Origin of the sequence: Nostoc sp. CCY 9925, from assembly GCF_963920935.1 — a bacterium.
Taxonomy (GTDB): Bacteria; Cyanobacteriota; Cyanobacteriia; order Cyanobacteriales; family Nostocaceae; genus Nostoc.
In genome coordinates this window covers 159,805-179,407 of the sequence record NZ_CAWUDO010000002.1, presented here as the reverse complement: position 1 = coordinate 179,407, position 19,603 = coordinate 159,805, and the positions used below count along the sequence as shown (strand labels likewise).

The window sequence follows — 19,603 nt, the reverse complement described above, 5'->3', positions numbered from 1 at the left end:
CAAAAATAACGTAATTTCGTCATTACGAGCGATAGCGAAGTAATCCCCCCTGACGCTGGGATTGCTTCCCTAGACTCAGTTTCGGTCGCAATGACAATATCGGCGTTGCGTAAGTCCTATGTAATTATCCGATTTCCCAGTAAAAATTTATGATCTCTAGGCAGACGATTTAAAATTGGTACATACCACTTGATTAAATCGTATGTTTTCTGTATGGTTGGCAAATCACTCATTCAAAAATAGCTCAAAAAATTTGATCCCGGAGAGCGCGAGAAAATTAAAGAAAGGAAAAGAAAAAAGCGAAGAGTGCAAAAGTACAAGAGTGTAAAGGGCTACTAAGTCGTGATGAAAACAGTAACCGCAACCCGAAAACCTAAGCGGTCGTTCCGAACAACACTCGCCCACTTACCCCGAAACGCTGAACGGCAGATCCAAGGATTACTGTTCCACGAACCACCACGCAGTAGCCGTTCTTTACTATCGCTTATCCAAGGGCTAGCGTCTGTTGGGGCTGCGTTGTAATAATTTTCGTGCCAAGTATCTTGACACCATTCCCATACATTACCATGCATATCAAATAAGCCAAAAGGATTTGGTGGAAATTTTCCAACATACGTTGTTTGCTCACGAAATTCACCCATTGACCCAGAATTATAGGTGTACTTTCCGTTATAATTTGCCAAATCAGTCGTAATAGTCTCACCACAATAAAATGGGGTAGTCGTTCCCGCACGACAAGCATATTCCCATTCTGCTTCACTAGGCAAGCGATAGATTTTCCCAGTCTTGTTAGACAATCTGGCACAAAACTCAATCACATCATCCCAGGATACATTCTCAACAGGTCGATTAGCGCCTTTGAAGTATGAGGGGTCGGGATTTAAATCAATATTTACCTTTTCCACCGCAGCTACAATAGCCCATTGCCTTTGTGTAACTGGAAATTTGCCCATGAAAAAGGGCTGAACGGTAACACTATGGTGTGGACTTTCAGAATAGTTTCGTTCTAGCTCATATTGTGGGGAACCCATCAAGAATTGACCACCAGGAATTTTAACCATTTCCAGAACTACGCCATTACCCAAATTTTCTGTAAAAAGCTTTGCTTCTTGTTCTTTTCTTAAGCGAACTACTTCCAAAACTACGCCATCACCCAAATTTTCTGTAAAAAGCTTTGCTTCTTGTTCTTTCCTGATGCGAACTACATCTTCATCTTTAAGCTTATAGTGTTGTTGGAATTCCTTTAATTCAGTTTCAGCGTTTTCATCTAATGGATATCCTTGTTCATCTATAAAATTTATCAAGAATAACCTGTATGTCTCTATCTTTTCTTTATATATTCTGTAAAATTCTAATGCATTCTTTCGGATTGCACTGGCTTCTGAATCTAGTAATCCTAACTTTTTCTGTAAATCGTTCAATATGTCCAATTCCAGAAAAGAAATCTTCCCATCAGACGCAAAATATTCAGCCTTCTGACGATACTGAGCTATAGCGGCTTCCCTAATTGCCTGTTTTTGTTGACGCTCCCTAATTAGTTTCTCAGCAGCAGACTTAATTCCCTGAGCTACATTTGTGAATGCATCGTCTTGATTATTCCAAGACCTAATAGGTAGGGCATTTTTGGGCAGAGCTTGTAGTTTACCAAATGGCGCGTTATCCCAATCAACGCTTCGCAGAATAATTGGAATGACGCAAGCCTCTCCAGCTTCGTGACGTTGTATTGCTGTGGTAACTTCAACATCCCAGCAGTATTCAGAATGTATAAAGTCTGCACTTACGAGCAATAGAATGATGTCGGCTGCGTTCAAATTCTCATTAATCAGCTGATTCCATTCTCCTCCAGGTGGTATCTGGCGATCGTCCCAGGTTAAAATTACACCTTGCCGTTTCAAGATACCCAAGTGTTTAACTAGTTCATTCTTTAGGGGTTCGTCGGCGTGGGAGTAGGAAAAGAATACTTTGAGCGACACCAACGATGCCTCCGTCATTTTGCGTCTTTAGGAGTAGGATAAATTAGGCTTTTCACAAATTATAGTATTTTTGCCTGATTTCACGGAGAATCCAGATGTAGAGACGTTCCATTGCAACGTCTCTACAAGGATTTTGATATCATACACAATCGGTTTCATACATGAAATCAACAATGCCTAATATTTTTGACAAATTCTAATCGTTTTGTTGCTAAAGCGATCGCATCTCAAAAAACACAAAGAATAGTAAGTAGGGTATGTTGCAATACTTGTCGGGTTTTGGGGAAAAGGGGGAAGGGGAAAGAAAAAACCTTTAACCTTTACCCGGTTGGTGAGCTTGTCGAACCATTAACCTTTTCCCCAAATCCAATTCCGAGTTAAAAATCTACAAAGTGAGCAGTATTGGGGTATGTTGTCGCCAAGCGCCGCACCGTCAAAAATTGAAGGTGCGTTAGCCTTCGGCATAACACACCCTACATCTTAATTACGGATTATTACGGGACTGGTGCGACTTGAACGCACGACCTAGCGCTTCAGATTTGTGTGAGTTTCCCCACTCTCTGGACTATACCTTCACCATAGGCTGTTCGCCTTTAGGTGGTGGCTACCTAGTCTCTACACCTTCTTGAATTTAATCAAGCTTGGCTCGGTATTCCCGTGGAGTGTCAACACTGTGGTAAACACACAACCACTCCTACTTTCTATCAATAGCTCTTGTGATACTTTTTACAATCAGGCAAGCATTTTGAAAGAAGGAAATTTTCACTCTTTAGGGTTCACCGAATTCAACCACATTCACTCATAAGGTTTCCCTTATGATGCCCGATTATTCAGGAGGCGCTCGCTCTATCCAGCTGAGCTACAGCCCCAAAAAAATGCCATGTTGGTGATTATAGCATTTTTACTGAGACTGCCAACTATTATCCCAGGGCTGACCGCCCACTTCTAAACCACAAAGAAAACTTTTTGCTTTTAAGATTATTTGAGATTTCGTCCCATTTAGTTTTCGTAATTCTAAATTTAGCTTTCCTTGCATGGTGTCCCGACAACAATATCTCAAGCCTTCGGCTGTGGGCGCACGTAGGGGTGTACCAGGTAAATCGGTGGTTCCTGTCAATTCAATTTCGTAATTGGAATTAGTAGCTTTCATTTGCCATTTACCCCAAGGCTGAATTTCCCATTCTACCTGGGAATTCCAGGGAACGAATTCATAAAACTTGCCTTGATAGTGCAAACCAATCATCGCTACAGATTCCATCCACCACAATACACCGCGCCGTCCGCCGCCAGCGGTTAAGGCTAAGTCTGGTTCGCCTTCGAAGCAGTTACAATTTAGCCAAAACCATTTTTGGGGAAAAGCACCACCCCAATTTTTCTCGCCGTAGGCTGGGGCGTTGGTGAATTCATAAATTTTGCCATTCCAGTCAATTTTGCCGCTGGCTAAACCGTGAGCCATCAAAATTTGCCATCCAGGTTCAAAAATCTGCAAAAATGACAGCCAGCCTGCGGTTGACTGTTGAATGCTATCTCGATCGCCCCACCCATATACTGGTTGAATTTCATACTCCCAACGGCAATAATTATTAGTGGCGCGATCGCGAATAATTCCCTGATTTAATGTCGCTGTGGCTTGATAGCCTTCTTGGACATAATGCTCAAACTCTGTTGGTAGCAGGTACAGGGGAGAAATTTGCAAATCATTCTTACCCCAATGTCCTAAACCCAAAACATCACGGCTACCCCAGAATTTCTTCACATCCGGAAAAGTACGGCATAAATACTCATCATCCGGACCGAGGATTTGGGCTGCACCGCCACTGTAAGGTTTATCGCCAATGGGATCTTCGATGGAGTACATAAAAGCGAATGTTTGTCCAATTTCCGGTAAGGTGATGCGATAATACCAACCTTCAAAAAAGCGGCGACTACTTCCATCCCAGTGATAACCAGAATGGGGCGTTTGGGTTGACGGAAGGAAATTTGGGGGAATAGTTAACATGGATTTACATAGTTGCTGATTTTTTCAGTATGCGCGACGATTTCGATATCAATCATGCTTATGAAATTTTGGAGTTGGAACCCGGTGCTTCGCCAGCACAGCTGAAGCGAGCTTACCGTAAACTGGTAAAAGTTTGGCATCCCGATCGCTTTTTTAATCAAAAGCAAAAACAGGAAGCAGAAGAAAAAATCAAAAAAATCAACGCAGCTTACAATAAGCTCAAGTCTGAATATTCATTCGAGCCTCCCACAACTGTAAATCCATCCTCATCTTCGCCCAAAAATCCCCCAAAAGTATCTGTCAAACGTTGGGATGCAGAAGCTTTTTATACTTTAGGGGTAGAGAATGCTACTCAAGGAAGATATGAAGATGCGATCGCCGATTTTACCCATGCGATTCGTCTGAATCCTCACTATATTGACGCATATAAATATCGCGGGTTAATTTGCTCTCAACTAGGATACGAATATAGAGCGGCTTCAGATTTAAATAAAGCTACACAGTTAGAACAAGAGTTAATAAATCCAGGTGCTGCGCGTAGATCCTCATCAGCAAGACGTGTATCAAAACCTAAACCTTTGCTAACTAGATTTTGTCAGGGAATCAAATCTTTACTGCGCCTAAATCGGCGTTGGATATGAGATTAGTAATTCAAATAGCGACACCATGCTTGGAGTTAGTTAATACTTATGCTTGGGAATACTAAGTAGAGTGAGATTTGCTGCTGATTTCTGAGTATGAGCGATCGCTTCGATATAAATCATGTTTACAGACATGACAATCAAAATTTCGCGCTGCGATGTCTAACAACAAATTAAAAATTGAGATGATTTCAGCAAATTACTAAATTTTTGAAAATCAAATTGCACTTCAATATCAGATGACAGCATAATAACATCCATCTGTAGAATACTCTTTCTTTAGATTAAGTATTAACTCACTGGAGATAGAGCCAGTTGTTTAAACACAGAGGTTATTCTGAGAATTACCAACGGTTGGGTAGCAAATAAAACTCAATTTTTATCAGCAACATACATTTTTCACATCATCAAAACCTCTTGTTTTGACAAAGCTTTAGTTTCTAAATATTGAATTTGAGGAGTTAAATCAACAGTTATGTCTATGCCCAATGAGCGCGAAATAAAAAACAGTGAAGTTAGGCAAGAATCTTACACTGATACTAATGGTAATACTCACACACACCTGACACGAACCACTGAAACAGCTAACAACAGTACCAATCCCAACTCTTACCAAAAAGGTTACGTGCAAGGTCGAAATTCTGAGTTTAGATACCAACAAGCAAATTTAGCCGAACGCGATGAGAAAAACGCTAGTAATGGTTTGCTGTTAGGTATTATCATTACATCCTTAGCTAGCCTGATTATCGGTGGGGTTTGGTACTTCAACCAGCGCGGTAACACAGCAGTTGACAGTACTGTGCCGGTCTTGGTTCCTTTACCGAGTGATAGCAGTCCTACCCCTAGTGCTTCTCCTCAACCACAAACGACAATCATTGAAAGAACCAGAGAAGTACCTGTTCCTGTTCCACAACAACAGGTTACACCTCCATCTGCACCTTCCCAACCGAATATTAATATTACCGTTCCACCCCAGCAACCTCCGGTGGAAAAAGCGCCTTCTACAACCCAGCCAACTTCCAATGGGACACAAGGCCAAACCACTAGTCCAAGTACTAATACTCCGACTTCCCAGAACGATAGTTCTACTAGTACTGTCACTCCAGGAACTGAAAGTAATACCTCTAAAACCACTCCACCTCAAGAAATAGATAAGTCAAATACTACATCTAATGGCGGTTCTTCTAACACAGGAGGTAGTACTACTGGGGATTCTGCTCAATAACGGCTTTTGAAGTTTTAACCCACTTGATAATGCTGGCATTAACGCCAACATATAACAAGTGGGACAAATCTTTAAGGAATATCTCAGAATTATTGCGATAAATTAATGCTATTCAAGTTTAGTAAACTGACATAGTAACTAAACAAACATAGTGCTAGATTAAGAGCAAGGTACAAACAGGTTAAAAGTTAAGTAAAAACTTTTAAGTTAGAGCCTGTACCTCCTGCTCTAATTTCATGGCGATCGCTCTTAGGTTGTGGCATCCGTTGAATGTGTTTTAGCCTTGTGTTCATCGAGTTATTTGGAGGTTTTAGAACGCACAGCCAGAAAATGCCTGCCTAGTTGGAATATATATTAAGGATGTGCAACTTTTTGTAAAGCGATCGTGAATAGCGTCCACCTTTAGTTAAATTAATTAGCTCTGAATTATCCAACCTTTAAGAAACCGCCCAAGCTATCGATATCTATCCATCGTAGCTTCAGGCGGTTTCTGTTTTGAGTATTATGCATTCAAATTGCACTATGACCAGTAAGCACCGTTCTTTGCCCTTGTCATTTACCGTTTATTTAAATTAATGACTAATGACCAATGACCAATGACCAATGACTAATGACCAATGACTAATGACTAATGACCAATGACTAATGACTAATTAACGTAATAACAGTCACTTCTGGCGGACAAAATAAACGTCCTGGTTTATAAGTTCCTAAACCACGATTGACATATAATTGATTTTCTTCCACATTGTGAAATCCTTGCGCCCATTCCCAATAGCGCACGACTTTCGAGCAGTCTCCTAGTAAAAGCGTTACCCAACGCCGTAATTTTTTGGGAATTTTTTTGAGCAGCTTTTTATAATAAAATACCACAGGCCCAATGCCCGGAATTACGATGTGACCACCATGGGTATGACCAGATAATTGCAAATCTACGCGCCATTGTTGTAATATCTTGGCTGTATCTGGGTTATGGGATAGAACGATGCGGGGTGTAACAGTATCTAATCGATTCATCACTGGTGCAGGGTGAAATTCCCGCGACCAATAATCAGCTAGTCCTACTAGTGGTAATTCCTTTCCTAGTGGATAAGCGATTTCATTCCAAAGCACATGCACCCCAATGCTAGTTAACGCTTTTGTAACTTCTGCTTGGGAGTGGCTGTAATAGATATCGTGATTACCCAAGACGGCGTAAATACCACAACGACTTTGCAGATGTTTTAATCGCAGTACCAATTGATTAATCGGCGTTGGGTCGTCAGTCACGTAGTCACCAGTTAATACAATTAAATCTGGTTCAGCTTCGTTAGTCAGTGCGATCGCTTTTGCTAACATATCTTCCGATAAGCGCAAACCATCATAGTGGAAATCTGACAACTGCACCAGCTTTGTACCTTGTAAAGATGTCGGAAGTTCCGCAATCTTAACCGTTACTTTATCTACTCTTAAATGTCCTGTAAACAACCAATGCATAAGCCAACCGATACTCCTCATACCAGCGCTTACAGCTTACCAAAAATCAAAATGCAACTTGATAAATTGCAATAATTTATGTCATCTACTCCAAATATAATTAACTAATGAGTTGAAATTGTCAGACAAAACTAAGTGTCTCCAGTCCCTATTTTCAAGGCACGTCTACTCGCCTTGTAGCGTAATTATAGTAACTTCTGGACGGCAAAATAAGCGTCCTGGGAGGTAAGTTCCCAAGCCACGATTGACGTATAGCTGATTTTTTCCTAAGCGATGGAAACCCTTGGCCCATTCCCAATGGCTGACTACAGAAGCATTTTCTTCCACAAATCGCGCTCGACGCCTCACTTTCATGGGTATTTTTTTGGCAATCTTGCTGTAAACTAAGGCTGCTGGCCCAAGTCCAGGAATCCAGATTTGACCACCGTGAGTATGACCAGATAGTTGTAAATCAACTCGCCACCTTTGTAATATCTCCGCAGTATCCGGGTTATGGGATAAAACAATGCAGGGTGTGTTCGGGTTTAGCTGGTTCATAACTAACCCAGGATTAAATTCCCGTGACCAAGCGTCAGCCAGTCCAACAAGCGGTAATTCTTCTCCTAGTGGATAAGCAATTTCGTTCCACAAGACGTGAATTCCAATGCTAGTTAACGCGTTGGTGATTTCTGCTTTTGCGTCTTTGTGATGTATATCGTGGTTACCCAGACTAGCATAGATCCCGCAGTGACTTTGCAGATGTTTGAGTCGAAGTATTAATTGGTGAATTGGTTCGGGGTCGTCAGTTACGTAGTCGCCTGTCAATAAAACTAAATCTGGTTCAGCTTCGTTGCTAACAGCGATCGCTTTTTCTAGCATACCTTCCGAAAGCCGCAAACCATCGTAGTGAAAATCTGACAACTGCACCAACTTCTTACCTTCTAACGGTGCAGGCAACCCTGCAATCTTAACCGTCAATTTTTCTGTACTCAACGGCCCAGATAAAAACCAATGCATAAGACGTTCAATAAACCATAATTATAGAGCTTATAGCTTAGCGAAACATCGTCGAATTGTGTGTAGGAACCAAGGCAACTTGTTGAAAATTTTATGAAACTCGCTAATATTAGCGTATTTTTATTTGAACGAATTACGTAGCTAGGGTAGCACAGCTAGCTGTGCCACCCTACCAAATTCATCTATGGTTAACTAGCTGAATCCTCTAGGGTAGCTAACAGCTCGCCCTAGAGTGTTGTTTACTTGGTAGTACTTTCTACAGATGACTTACCAATCAACATTGCAGCATTTTCTTCACTTTCAAGGACACCAAATTCAATCAACAACTCTTCTAGCTCCTCCATTTCAATAGGTGTAGGAATGCTGAGATTGTGGTTGTTGATGATTTTTGTAGCCAATGTCCGATATTCGTTACTTTGATTGCTCTCAGGTGCATACTCATTGACAGTCATCCGGCGTAACTCAGCATGTTGCACAATATTGTCACGTGGTACGTAGTGAATCATTTGGGTGTTCAAACGTTTTGCGAGGGTTTCGATGAGTTCGATTTCCCGGTCAACGTTACGGCTGTTACAAATCAGTCCACCTAAGCGCACGCCGCCAGTGTGAGCATATTTGAGAACACCACGAGCGATGTTGTTAGCTGCATACATCGCCATCATTTCGCCGGAGGTAACGATGTAGATTTCTTGTGCTTTACCTTCACGGATAGGCATAGCAAAACCACCGCACACAACGTCACCCAATACGTCGTAGCTTACGAAGTCAACATCTTTGTATGCACCGTTTTCTTCTAAGAAGTTAATGGCGGTGATGATACCACGACCGGCGCAACCTACGCCGGGTTCTGGACCGCCAGATTCCACACAACGCACATTCCGAAAGCCAGTAAGCATCACTTCTTCGAGTTCTATGTCTTCCACAGCGCCTCGTTCAGCAGCCAATTGCAGAACGCTAGTTTGGGCTTTACTGTGTAACATCAAACGAGTAGAGTCAGCTTTTGGGTCACAACCAACGATTAAGATGCGCTGACCCATTTCTGCCATAGCTGCAAGGGTATTTTGAGAAGTGGTAGACTTACCAATACCACCTTTACCGTAGAAAGCTATTTGTCTAATTTTATCGTCAGTCATGGTGAGCGTTTTCCTACAATTGTTTTGTCTATGGATCTGAAGGTTTATCTGAGATGTTGTTCGCTTGGGCAATAGAATGGGCGGTAGACTACAGTTGCTTGAAGTTTATTTACAAGAAATCTAGGTCTCACAATGACGAAGCCTTTAAGACTTGACTGAAGCATTGCCGATTGTTGTAACAGAATTCCATAGGTTGCTCAAGCCCTAAGAGTGGTTACAGAAGAAATTCAATTTCACGCAAAGTTTTTTCCTTAGACCACACAACCAACCAAAAATGCAATCCACACTAAATGGTCGTTACAACTTTCTTGATTTTGCTGATGTCATAGCCGCCGAGAACTTCTAATTGCTGAGCAACCTGCCAATTTCCCAAACTATTGAGCAACTGCTGTACTTGTGACTTTTCCAGGCATTCCCTGAAAATCACTAAATCGCACTGCAATCATTGGCTGAGAATACATCTCGCCTAAAGGTAGCAGCTACACAACCCCTGCTATGTCTGCATCTGCAAACTTTGATGCTATTACTTTGGAGCATCCTAAGAACTTTTAGCAATGTGGAACAGTACTTGCTCTTGGTAAAGTTTACATTCCAAAAGTAAGCAAGTTACTGCTGAAACTATAGTTCACAGATGAAAATAGTTGCTTTCGCTTGCACTCAATTAGTTAGGACTTACGCAAAAATCTCTAAAAAGCTTATTTTATCCTAGACGTTTTGCAGCTTGCGGAACGCTACCGTCAAGACGCTAAGAACGCCAATAATCCTAGAGTGTGCGTAAGTCCTATTAGTAACTGTTATGATTGCTATCGGTTTGCCAGACTGTGCTAAGGGTCTTTCTTCCCAGGCTCCAAAGCTAATCGCATCTGGTGTGTAATGCTAGCTAGGCTAGTGAACTTTTGCTTGCTAATACTTAGGCAAGTTTTAATTCATTCAAGTTGTTACGAAGAACACTATTCTAGTTGATCTGGCTTAATCTCTTCGTTAGAAAAAGCTGTAGATAATGAAGCAGATTTACCAGAACAAAACAACTTTATTGAGCTTGCCTCAATTTCTTTGGAAGTTTTTTGTACTTTGACTTTTTTGATTCCTATTACAACAATAACATACCTTTCTCTAATTTATTCATCTATTATCAAATTAATTTTTTAGTCGATTATATTGAAATAGAAGCTGGTATAGAAATTCTTCGATGCTATCTTTTGAAGCATTAAAAAATTTGCTTAATACCCTATAAATAGCTTAAAAATGCGGGAAGTCATCTAAAATTAAGCCTTTTAAAGGGGTATGTAGGGAGAAGTTCAAGTGTGCAATACGATATCAACCAGTTTTCAGCTATGTTCTTAGAGCTAACTAAGCCTTTTAAAATAAATCTAAACTTAGCGATCGCTAATCTTTTTATAGAATTATTTAATAATAGTTGAAAATTAAAATAGCCAAAGGTTACCGGAGTTTGGCCAATAAAAATAATTGAAGAAAGGCAGGTGGTCGCTTCGGCTAGGCTCAGTAACCACCTGCCTTCTACCTTGTCCGAAGGGCGTTAAAAAATAGCGCCACCTTCTCAGGAAGATGACGCTATTATTTTGATTTAATTCACAGATAAAATATTTAAATGATTTTCCTAAATCTTTTTGGTTGATTGACTGCAATTTTGCTCCTATACAGCACTGCGACGAGTTAATAGGTTCCACAAGAAAACCGCTACAATTGCACCCAAAACAGCTACTGCGATACCTGGAATACTCAGAGTAGGAGCCGCTAGAGTTAACGTTCCCGTACTGAAAAAGATACCCAAACTACCACCAACAAAAGCACCTATAATTCCTAACACAATTGTTCCGAGAATTCCGCCACCTTGATGACCAGGGTAGATAGCTTTGGCGATCGCACCAGCAATTAGACCTAAAACAATCCAAGCAAGAATATTCATGGTTATTAATTTGGTAAACGTTTTTTACTTACAAAGCTATATTAGCAATCTGACTCCTGGACTCCATCCATCATGCGAATTAATTATTAATATCCATAAGTAGTAGTTAAATAGGAGCTAAATTATTTGATATATCCTCCTATTGAAGTAGATAATCAAGCAAAAAAAGCTCCTAGTAGGTCTTTAACTAGGAGCTATTAAACTATTGCTTGGTAATTGTAGTATAAGCATTTTCAATTTGCTATCTCCTCTACTAGAAGTGTCATTAGTCATTAGTCATTAGTAGTCATTTAGCTTGTTTCCTTGTAGCGGTAGGGGATAGCACAGCCAGAAGCTAGACATATAGCTGCAAAGCAAGGCTGGTGACTTGTTTGTCCTGTGTTACTGACTAATGACCAATGCAACCACTCTTACTTAGTACTACTAACCTTCCATTCATCTCGATGCATCAGAACTCGCAGTAGCTTGCTCAAAGACCGATGGATTATCAAATAAATTAAACTGGTCAGAGTTAATAACATCACACTCAATATTGTCCAATAGGCGTGAATATACCAGTAAAATACCTTGACTTCTTTTGTAGCTAGTCGCACAAAATTGAGGAAAATCGATATATTGATGCTCTTGGAATCATGAAACGATGCTGCCGTGTTTTGCCGTGCAATTGTCATTGGAATTACTCCTTTAGTCCTAATCACTGAAGTATTTAACCTTAACTACGGTAAGTCGATAGATTTAATGTTATTTGTATGCAATATCTCATAGCTTGATGCAACAAGCAAGTATTGGGAATTGGGAATTGGGCATTGGGTATGGGGCATTGGGCATTAGGAGTGTGGGAGGTGTGGGAGGATGGAGAAGAAATCTTTCCCCCCACACTCCCAACACTCCCCCATCTGCCATCTCCCTCATCCCCATGCCCATACTTCTCTACGAGAAGCTGCGCTCAGTACAAGTGCCCCATGCCCAATCAAATTTGGTTATCACAGTTGCAAAAACATCGAGCGATCGCAGTTATCCGCGCTCCTAAAATGGAATGGGGGTGGGAAATGGCTATGGCTGTAGCATCTGGGGGAATGCAGCTAATTGAGATTACCTGGAATAGCGATCACGCTGGGGAATTAATCAGTCAACTACGTTCGGAATTACCAGGTTGTACTATTGGCACTGGTACGCTGTTGAATGTGCAGCAGCTACAAGAAGCGATCGCTTCTGGGGCAGAATTTCTCTTCACACCCCACGTTGACTCAGCAATGATTCAAGCAGCACAAGAAAAACATGTGCCCATTATCCCAGGAGCGCTGACTCCTACAGAGATTGTTACCGCTTGGAGTCTAGGTGCTAGTTGTGTAAAAGTGTTTCCCGTGCAAGCGGTGGGTGGGGCTGATTATATTAAAAGTCTACAAGGGCCTTTGGGTGAGATTCCGTTAATTCCTACTGGCGGTGTGACCGTGGAAAATGCCAAAGAATTTTTACAAGCAGGAGCGATCGCTGTAGGTTTGAGCGGTGAATTATTTCCCAAAAAGCTTGTCAGCGAAGGGAATTGGCAGGCGATCGCAACTAAGGCAAGAAAGCTAATGCAAGAGTTAGGTTAACTTAGAATCAAATCATCAAAAATTCATGTCTATTAAAGTAATAGATATGGAAAGAAAGGTGAAAAGTCATAACTTTCCTAAGAACAGAAAACTTGAGTGTGAGTGTATCTAGTATGAAAAGACTGATTTATCCTGACTTAGTGCGTCATTTAAAAATACTACTTGCTGGTACAGCACTGTCTTTAAGTGTTTTTACTACTACCGGAACGAGTGAAGTTTGGGCAAATTCTAAAAATCAAGTGATTGCACAAACAATCCAGAAATTACAAAAATCCGACAAGCGTTGGATTCAAATTAATCTTTCAAAACAACGATTAATAGCTTGGGAAGGTGACAGAGTTGTTTATGGAAGTGCCATTTCCTCTGGAAAAAAATCCACTCCCACCCTCGTCGGTACTTTTAATATTCAATCAAAATTCAAGTCTACACGGATGAGGGGAAGAGACTACGACGTTCCCAACGTTCCTCATGCAATGTTTTATCAAGGGAACTATGGCATTCACGGTGCTTACTGGCATAAGAGATTTGGCACTCCAGTAAGCCACGGCTGCGTAAATCTTGCACCTAAACATGCTAAATGGCTATTTGGATGGGCATCAGTAGGGACACCAGTAGTCATCCATAAATAGTACGTGGAGCAGCAAAAAGCCAATTTAGGCAAAATTATAAATAACTGCAAATCAAGACAATTGAGAGATTCCCAGCAATATTTTATGCTGGGAATCTGCGGAATCGGAATCACTCCACTTCAAGTAAAATATAGAGTAGGGCATTAGTACAAATTTGGGATTTTAGACTTCGGCTTGCTTCTCTACAAGAGGCTGCGCCAACGACTCCGCTCAGCACAAGCCGCTCAGTCGAACGATTTGGGATTTTGGATTAAAAACAGGTTCGATAAATGTCCAAAATACTATCTATCCCATTTGGATATAATACAAATTCCCTAAAAAACTAAGCGTAAATCCTCAAATATTGTATATAGACTTAACAAATGCAAATATGAACTTGGGGAAAGTTTGCATTTCTTGTTTCAACTACAGATTTTTTGTCAATGTTGTCATCAGTCATTGCTAATTCACAAAGGACAAATGACAAATCTCCAACATTAGCGGATAAATTGCGTAAATCCTCCACAGTCAGCTAGAAGTTTTTCTGGAAATTTGTAGTGTTCTAGAAAATTACTTCACTTCATGATTTTTGCGTAGTTTAGAAGGTGAGGCATAATGCAATCCTGGATTCGCAGTGGTGGAATTCGTTCCTCAAAAACTTTTTGTACAGGCGTGGCGCTGATGGTGGCGACTTTATGTTCTTGGTCACCGCCATTAGCAGGTACCCCCAATTTTGCTACAGCCAAAGCCACGTCAGGCCATGAAAACAGCATCACTGTATCTAGTATCAGCCAAATATCCCAACCTCGCTGGATTGAAATTGACTTGTCAGAGCAACGCTTACGTACATGGGAAGGTAAAAAACTCGTTCATTCATACCGAATTTCCGCAGGAAAGCGATCGACCCCCACACCCATAGGTAGATTCCGGATTAATTCTAAGTATCGCACTCACCGGATGCGAGGCAGGGGCTACAATATTCCTGACGTTCCCTACACAATGTATTTCTATGGAGGCTACGCCATCCACGGAGCTTACTGGCATAATCGTTTTGGCACTCCAGTCAGCCACGGTTGCGTGAATTTACCTGTTAAGCAAGCTCGCAATCTTTACAACTGGGCTTCAACGGGAACTCTAGTAGTCGTGCATAAATAATTCGTGATTCGTAAGTAAGAGTTGCAATTACGAAACCCCAATTTTTACGTTGATGTATGAACAGGTGCGTTTAGGGAGTTAAGCATCTGTCCATACATCTTGCTAGACTAAAAAGACATTTTCGAGGAATTCAGGAGCTATGAGGGTCACAACTACTCAACCTCTCACCTTAGAAGAGTTTCTGAAGCTCCCAGAAACAAAGCCTGCTAGCGAATATATTAACGGTGAGATTATTCCTAAGCCAATGCCAAGAGGAAGACACAGCCGCTTACAAGGCAAACTCTGTGCTGTTGTCAACGAAGTAACGGAGAATCAGAAGATTGCCTATGCATTTCCAGAATTACGTTGTAGCTTTGGAGAGCGCTCAATTGTACCCGATGTGGCTGTCTTTCAGTGGGAGCGTATACCCTTCACCGTTGACAATCGAGTACCTGATAACTTTGAACTTCCACCAGACTGGACGATTGAAATTCTCTCACCAGAACAAAAACCTAAGCAAAGCATTTAAACGTTGGTCTGGCGTTGCTCCCAGTTTCATCGTCAGGATTATTCTGCATCAGAGCTTTGACCACCTTAATTTACTTTTTTAGGCTAAAAATAGCCAGCCTCCAAATTACAACCAATTGCCAATCAACACATAGGAAGACCAAAAGCTTGGTGCTTTATAATTAGGATGATTGAGTAGTTTTAGCTGGGCACGATGGACTGCTTCAGCTTTAGTGATTTTGCCACTCTTGAGTTGTTGATAAAAGGCACTAACAAACATTGCAGTTGATTTATCATCAATTTGCCAGAGGGAGGCGATGGTGCTGCGTGCCCCAGCTCGTACAGCTGCTCCTGCCAGACCAAGTGCAGCACGGTTGTCTCCTGTCGCTGTCTGGCAAGCACTCAAGACTAATAGTTCTACTATGCTTTTACTCTGAGTGCGGAAGAGAGTATCGAAATCTTTGACGTTAATCTCACCATCAAAATCCAAAATAAAAGTGTCCTCAAGGCGAGAACTAAACTGACCGTGGGTTGCCAAATGCACTATGTTGAATGAAGTCTCAGAAATTTCACTTTCTAAATTCTTTTTCTTAAAATCCCCATCCAGCAGACTAGTTGTCGAAACTCCTGCTTTGTTGATGCCATCGAATTCAGATTTGATCCCAAGTAATGGGGCAAACTTGGAAAATCCTGGTGGGGGCTGAGTCAATCCTGCGGTGAGAGCTACTAATTTCTGTTCCACTAGGGGCTTCGGGTCTAGGAGTTGCAGACCTACACTCAAAGCAACTGCATATTTCTCCACTAAGTATTGCTTGCCATCGTAGAGCGCTGACATTGGTATATTGCGTAACGAACCGTCGAGAACGAACACTAGGGTATTTACGTCACTTTTTTGCAATTCTGACTCAATGGGTTTGAGCAGCCAATTATAAACTTTCTGTGACTGGGTTTCAACAGTTTTGGTAGCAGTGGGATTAACAAGATTTCTTCGCAGTTCTACTAAGAGGTTCTCTACTTCTGTTTGGGAAATCTTGGTACTGTAGTTTTGCAGGGGTTGGTTGGGAATTTTGACAATTACCTGGAGTTCTTGGGGAAGAATTATTGGATAAAGAATGGCAGCGCTGGTATTATCTCGCTCTACCACTTGATCGAGGGCTATTCTCTGACCTTGCAGACAAGCCTCGCGGAAGAAGTCGTCCAATTCTGCTAGCTGGAGTGCTTCAATTCGCTGGCGTGCTTTATCCAATATTTTCTCATCTGCTTTTCCTTGTTGGGATTGCAGCAATAATTCTACTGACTGTCGGTAAACAGGTTCTACGCTGTCCCGAAAGTTGAATTGTACATCTTGATTAACTACGTCGTTATTTACTACTAAATCTCTGCGGAGAGACTCGAGAGTGTCCACAGCAGCATCATAAGCAGCGATCGCACCATTAATATCTTTTTTTGCCCAAAGTAATCTACCTAACTGCCACTCTAATGCATAGGTAATTTCTGGTGCATTGCTGCTCTGTGCTATGGCTAATCCTTGCAAAGTTATGTCTTGCGCTTCTGACCACTGTTTGGCTTGTTCGTACAAACTACCCAAACTTTTAAAGGCATAGGCCTCTGCCCGTTTGTCACCTAAACTACGGGATTCTTCAATAGCGCGACCGAGTAATTCTGCTGAGTTTTGAGTGGAAAGTGGAGAAGAAAAATTTTTAGTCGATACTTGTAAATAATCAATCTTGACTTTTGATAAACTTTGTGCATAATTTACACGGGCATAGATGCTAGCACGGCTGAGGGGGAGTTGGTCGAGTTGAGATTGAATCGATGGTAAAAGAGTTTGAACTTCTCCCCATTGTTGGCCTTCAATGACTAAGCCCAGGTGATTGAGTTGCGCTTGGACTTTTGTCAGGGGTGAGTGAGATGCTGCAACTGTTTGTTGATAATAGGCGATCGCGTTGAGTTTATCCTGTTGTTTGAGGGCATTATTGCCCAAGCTGAACAGACTTGCGCCAATATCTGCGTTTGATTGCAGATTCCGAGCAATTTTGAGACTTTTTTCTAAGATTTCGTGTGACCTTTTCAAATCGCCTATTACCAAAAGTGCATCACCAAGCGATCGCAAACTCACTGTTTTTTCTATAGAATCTGGTTGAGATTCTAACGTCCGACTGAGTTTATCGAGTGTTTTGATGGCACGAGGGTAAAATCCTTGGGCTTGCCATGCTTGTGCTTGATTGATTAGCGATCGCACTACACCATTTTTATTATCTATTTGTTGATAAATTTCTTCCGTCTGCTGCCAAGTTGTTAAAGCTGCGTCCGGTCGTCCCGTTGCCAATTGCAGACGACCTTGAATGTCTAGTGATTGGGCCAATATTTGCAGATTTGGATTTTTATCCTGTGCTTTGAGTAAATTTAGGCTTTGTGTGATTGCCTGCTGCGCCTGACTCCATTTACCGAGCTGCTGATAAGCTAGGGAAAGATTACTCAATGTCGCTGCTAATCTGAGATTCTCTCCTTGCTGCTGATATGCCTGGACAGCTTTTTGCAAAACTTCTATCGCCTCGGCAAAGTTTCCGGCATCGTATAAAATTTTGCCTTGTTCTATGAGTGAGGCGGGGTCAGTAACTACAACCACCGACGTAGTACTATTAACTGGCAGTTGGGCTGAAGAATTGATTGAACCAGGAACTTTTGCCAACACGGGTGAACCGAGAATGCATAGTAAAGCCATTACAAAGTAGAAAGGCAAACGTATTGCTTTTTGCCTTTTAACTTTGAGAAAATTTGTGCCAAAAGTCCTAGTTTTTTTAGTCATGAGTATGACAAGAGGTAGATGATAACCAGGAAAGGTCAGGATTTGTTGGAGCTTGCGCTACCAGGGTAATGGTACCATTTGCATCTATTGTCTATGACTAAGCTTTTACAATCTTATTTATTACCACCTTAAACTGCCTTGAGCTTTAGGACAGCCTTAGGACAAGTTAAGGTACTTTAGGATTGCTAAATATCTCTGCAAAAAGCCCGTGACGAGGATTGAACTCGTGACCTCACCCTTACCAAGGGTGTGCTCTACCACTGAGCCACACGGGCGAAAAATAGTTTTTGTTTCTTAAAGTTATAACGCTGGGATTTTTACTAATACCCAGCTATTATAACTTATTAATTCGTAAGAGGTGGGCCGGGCTGGATTTGAACCAGCGTAGGCGCTAGCCAACGGATTTACAGTCCGTCTCCATTAACCACTCGGACACCGACCCATTTGTCTCACGATTTAAAATCATAGCACCAGTTTTTATAAATTTCAAGTGGTTAGAAAAAATAAATTTTGGTAGAGACGCAATAAAACCACGTCTCTACAATTTGTAGAAACTTATTCTAACTACACACTCATCTCCAACATTCGTTGCATTGGTCGGAGTGCAGCAAGGCGGATATCTTCGGACATGGTAATTTCGGGAGTGCGATTTTTCATTGCCCAGTAGAGCTTTTCTAGGGTGTTTAGCCGCATAAATGGACATTCGTTGCAAGCACAGTTATTCATCGGCGGGGCGGGAATGAAGCGCTTTTGGGGAGCTAGTTTTTGCATTTGGTGAATGATTCCAGGCTCCGTTGCAACTATAAATTCCTGGGCGGGACTGTTTTGACAATGTTTGAGTAAAGCTGCTGTGGAACCGATAAAACTGGCGTGGCGCAATACACTAGTTTCACATTCTGGATGAGCGATCGCCTCTGCTTGTGGGTGGGCAATCTTTAACTCGACAATTTTCTTTTCTGAAAAGGTCTCATGGACAACACAGCTACCTTGCCACAACAGCAAGTCACGTCCAGTTTGTTCCATAACGTAGCGCCCTAAATTTCGATCTGGGGCAAAAATAATCGGCTGGTCTTTCGGTATTTGCTGTACAATCTTCACAGCATTGGAACTAGTACAAATAATATCGCTCATTGCCTTAATGTCAGCAGAGCAGTTGATATAAGACACCACCAGGTGATCTGGATGCGCTGCTTTAAAAGCTGCAAATTCCTTTGGTGGACAACTATCTGCTAAAGAGCAACCAGCATTCAAATCTGGTAAAAGTACCAATTTATCTGGATTAAGTATCTTTGCTGTTTCTGCCATGAAGTGGACACCAGCAAAGACAATTACATCTGCACTGGTCTTTTCTGCTGCTTTGGCCAGCTGTAATGAATCGCCAATAAAGTCTGCAATATCCTGAATATCCGGCTCTTGATAGTAATGCGCCAGAATCACCGCGTTAAGTTCTTTTTTGAGACTCTCAATGGCGCTAAACAAATCTAATGGTAGTTCGCCCGGTTGGGTTTTTTCTCGTTGAGCTAGTGCAGTCGTAAACACAATTAGGGGTTGCTCTTAGTTGCAATTTGTAGTCTTGTTGA

The 19,603-nt window shown here is 41.5% G+C and carries 16 protein-coding genes, 2 tRNA genes and 2 pseudogenes; 7 read left to right on the top strand and 13 right to left on the bottom strand.

What is annotated here, in order from left to right; all coding sequences use genetic code 11:
- Window positions 1-122 precede the first annotated feature (122 nt).
- The 3 genes and pseudogenes from ACM0OY_RS01995 to ACM0OY_RS01985 form a co-directional block, all read right to left on the bottom strand.
- Window positions 123-233: pseudogene (locus tag ACM0OY_RS01995) on the bottom strand (four helix bundle protein); the annotation flags it as partial.
- 102 nt (window positions 234-335) lie between these two features.
- A complete protein-coding gene (locus tag ACM0OY_RS01990) occupies window positions 336-1,991 on the bottom strand; it encodes an SUMF1/EgtB/PvdO family nonheme iron enzyme (protein WP_414567214.1) in 1,656 nt (551 codons plus the stop codon).
- 883 nt (window positions 1,992-2,874) lie between these two features.
- Entirely contained in the window at window positions 2,875-3,972 is a 1,098-nt protein-coding gene (locus ACM0OY_RS01985) for a tocopherol cyclase family protein (RefSeq protein ID WP_414567213.1), read from the bottom strand.
- Between the two features lie 29 nt (window positions 3,973-4,001).
- On the opposite strand from ACM0OY_RS01985, the gene ACM0OY_RS01980 reads away from it, so the two are divergent.
- Both ACM0OY_RS01980 and ACM0OY_RS01975 read left to right on the top strand, forming a co-directional pair.
- Complete coding sequence (locus ACM0OY_RS01980) at window positions 4,002-4,613, top strand: J domain-containing protein (protein WP_414567212.1); 612 nt, start codon at window positions 4,002-4,004, stop codon at window positions 4,611-4,613.
- 475 nt (window positions 4,614-5,088) lie between these two features.
- Window positions 5,089-5,838, top strand: coding sequence for a hypothetical protein (locus tag ACM0OY_RS01975; RefSeq protein WP_414567211.1), 750 nt, complete (start codon window positions 5,089-5,091; stop codon window positions 5,836-5,838).
- Window positions 5,839-6,480: 642 nt separating this feature from the next.
- On the opposite strand, the gene ACM0OY_RS01970 is transcribed toward ACM0OY_RS01975, so the two are convergent.
- The 6 genes from ACM0OY_RS01970 to ACM0OY_RS01945 form a co-directional block, all read right to left on the bottom strand.
- Window positions 6,481-7,314 carry a metallophosphoesterase gene (locus ACM0OY_RS01970; protein ID WP_414567210.1) on the bottom strand — a complete coding sequence of 278 codons (834 nt, stop codon included), beginning with the start codon at window positions 7,312-7,314 and terminating at the stop codon, window positions 6,481-6,483.
- A 165-nt stretch (window positions 7,315-7,479) separates the two neighbouring features.
- On the bottom strand, window positions 7,480-8,310 hold the full coding sequence (locus ACM0OY_RS01965) for a metallophosphoesterase (protein ID WP_414567209.1): 831 nt from the start codon (window positions 8,308-8,310) through the stop codon (window positions 7,480-7,482).
- A 239-nt stretch (window positions 8,311-8,549) separates the two neighbouring features.
- A complete protein-coding gene (gene nifH / locus ACM0OY_RS01960; RefSeq protein ID WP_414567208.1) occupies window positions 8,550-9,443 on the bottom strand; it encodes a nitrogenase iron protein in 894 nt (297 codons plus the stop codon).
- A gap of 286 nt (window positions 9,444-9,729) precedes the next feature.
- Complete coding sequence (locus ACM0OY_RS01955) at window positions 9,730-9,870, bottom strand: hypothetical protein (RefSeq protein WP_414567207.1); 141 nt, start codon at window positions 9,868-9,870, stop codon at window positions 9,730-9,732.
- A 1,227-nt stretch (window positions 9,871-11,097) separates the two neighbouring features.
- Window positions 11,098-11,370, bottom strand: a complete 273-nt coding sequence (locus tag ACM0OY_RS01950) for a GlsB/YeaQ/YmgE family stress response membrane protein (RefSeq protein ID WP_414567206.1) — start codon at window positions 11,368-11,370, stop codon at window positions 11,098-11,100.
- A gap of 410 nt (window positions 11,371-11,780) precedes the next feature.
- Window positions 11,781-12,041: a hypothetical protein gene (locus ACM0OY_RS01945; RefSeq protein ID WP_414567205.1), complete on the bottom strand. Its 261-nt coding sequence runs from the start codon at window positions 12,039-12,041 to the stop codon at window positions 11,781-11,783.
- 98 nt (window positions 12,042-12,139) lie between these two features.
- Between ACM0OY_RS01945 and ACM0OY_RS01940 the strand changes: the two genes are divergently transcribed.
- The 5 genes and pseudogenes from ACM0OY_RS01940 to ACM0OY_RS01920 form a co-directional block, all read left to right on the top strand.
- Window positions 12,140-12,400 carry a hypothetical protein gene (locus ACM0OY_RS01940; RefSeq protein ID WP_414567204.1) on the top strand — a complete coding sequence of 87 codons (261 nt, stop codon included), beginning with the start codon at window positions 12,140-12,142 and terminating at the stop codon, window positions 12,398-12,400.
- Window positions 12,333-12,965, top strand: a complete 633-nt coding sequence (locus ACM0OY_RS01935) for a bifunctional 4-hydroxy-2-oxoglutarate aldolase/2-dehydro-3-deoxy-phosphogluconate aldolase (protein WP_414567203.1) — start codon at window positions 12,333-12,335, stop codon at window positions 12,963-12,965. Before ACM0OY_RS01940 ends, ACM0OY_RS01935 begins: the two co-directional genes overlap by 68 nt.
- Window positions 12,966-13,078: 113 nt before the next feature.
- A complete protein-coding gene (locus ACM0OY_RS01930) occupies window positions 13,079-13,594 on the top strand; it encodes a L,D-transpeptidase (RefSeq protein WP_414567202.1) in 516 nt (171 codons plus the stop codon).
- 594 nt (window positions 13,595-14,188) lie between these two features.
- A complete protein-coding gene (locus ACM0OY_RS01925; RefSeq protein WP_414567201.1) occupies window positions 14,189-14,728 on the top strand; it encodes a L,D-transpeptidase in 540 nt (179 codons plus the stop codon).
- A gap of 139 nt (window positions 14,729-14,867) precedes the next feature.
- Window positions 14,868-15,233: pseudogene (locus ACM0OY_RS01920) on the top strand (Uma2 family endonuclease); the annotation flags it as partial.
- Window positions 15,234-15,341: 108 nt separating this feature from the next.
- On the opposite strand, the gene ACM0OY_RS01915 reads toward ACM0OY_RS01920, so the two are convergent.
- From ACM0OY_RS01915 to nadA, 4 genes are all read right to left on the bottom strand, one after another.
- Window positions 15,342-18,023 (bottom strand): CHAT domain-containing protein, encoded by a 2,682-nt coding sequence (locus ACM0OY_RS01915; protein WP_414567200.1) that lies wholly within the window; start codon window positions 18,021-18,023, stop codon window positions 15,342-15,344.
- 203 nt (window positions 18,024-18,226) lie between these two features.
- A tRNA-Thr gene (locus ACM0OY_RS01910) sits at window positions 18,227-18,298 on the bottom strand.
- 84 nt (window positions 18,299-18,382) lie between these two features.
- Window positions 18,383-18,465: transfer RNA gene (locus ACM0OY_RS01905), tRNA-Tyr, on the bottom strand.
- Window positions 18,466-18,587: 122 nt separating this feature from the next.
- A complete protein-coding gene (nadA, locus tag ACM0OY_RS01900) occupies window positions 18,588-19,562 on the bottom strand; it encodes a quinolinate synthase NadA (RefSeq protein WP_414567199.1) in 975 nt (324 codons plus the stop codon).
- Between the last annotated feature and the right edge of the window lie 41 nt (window positions 19,563-19,603).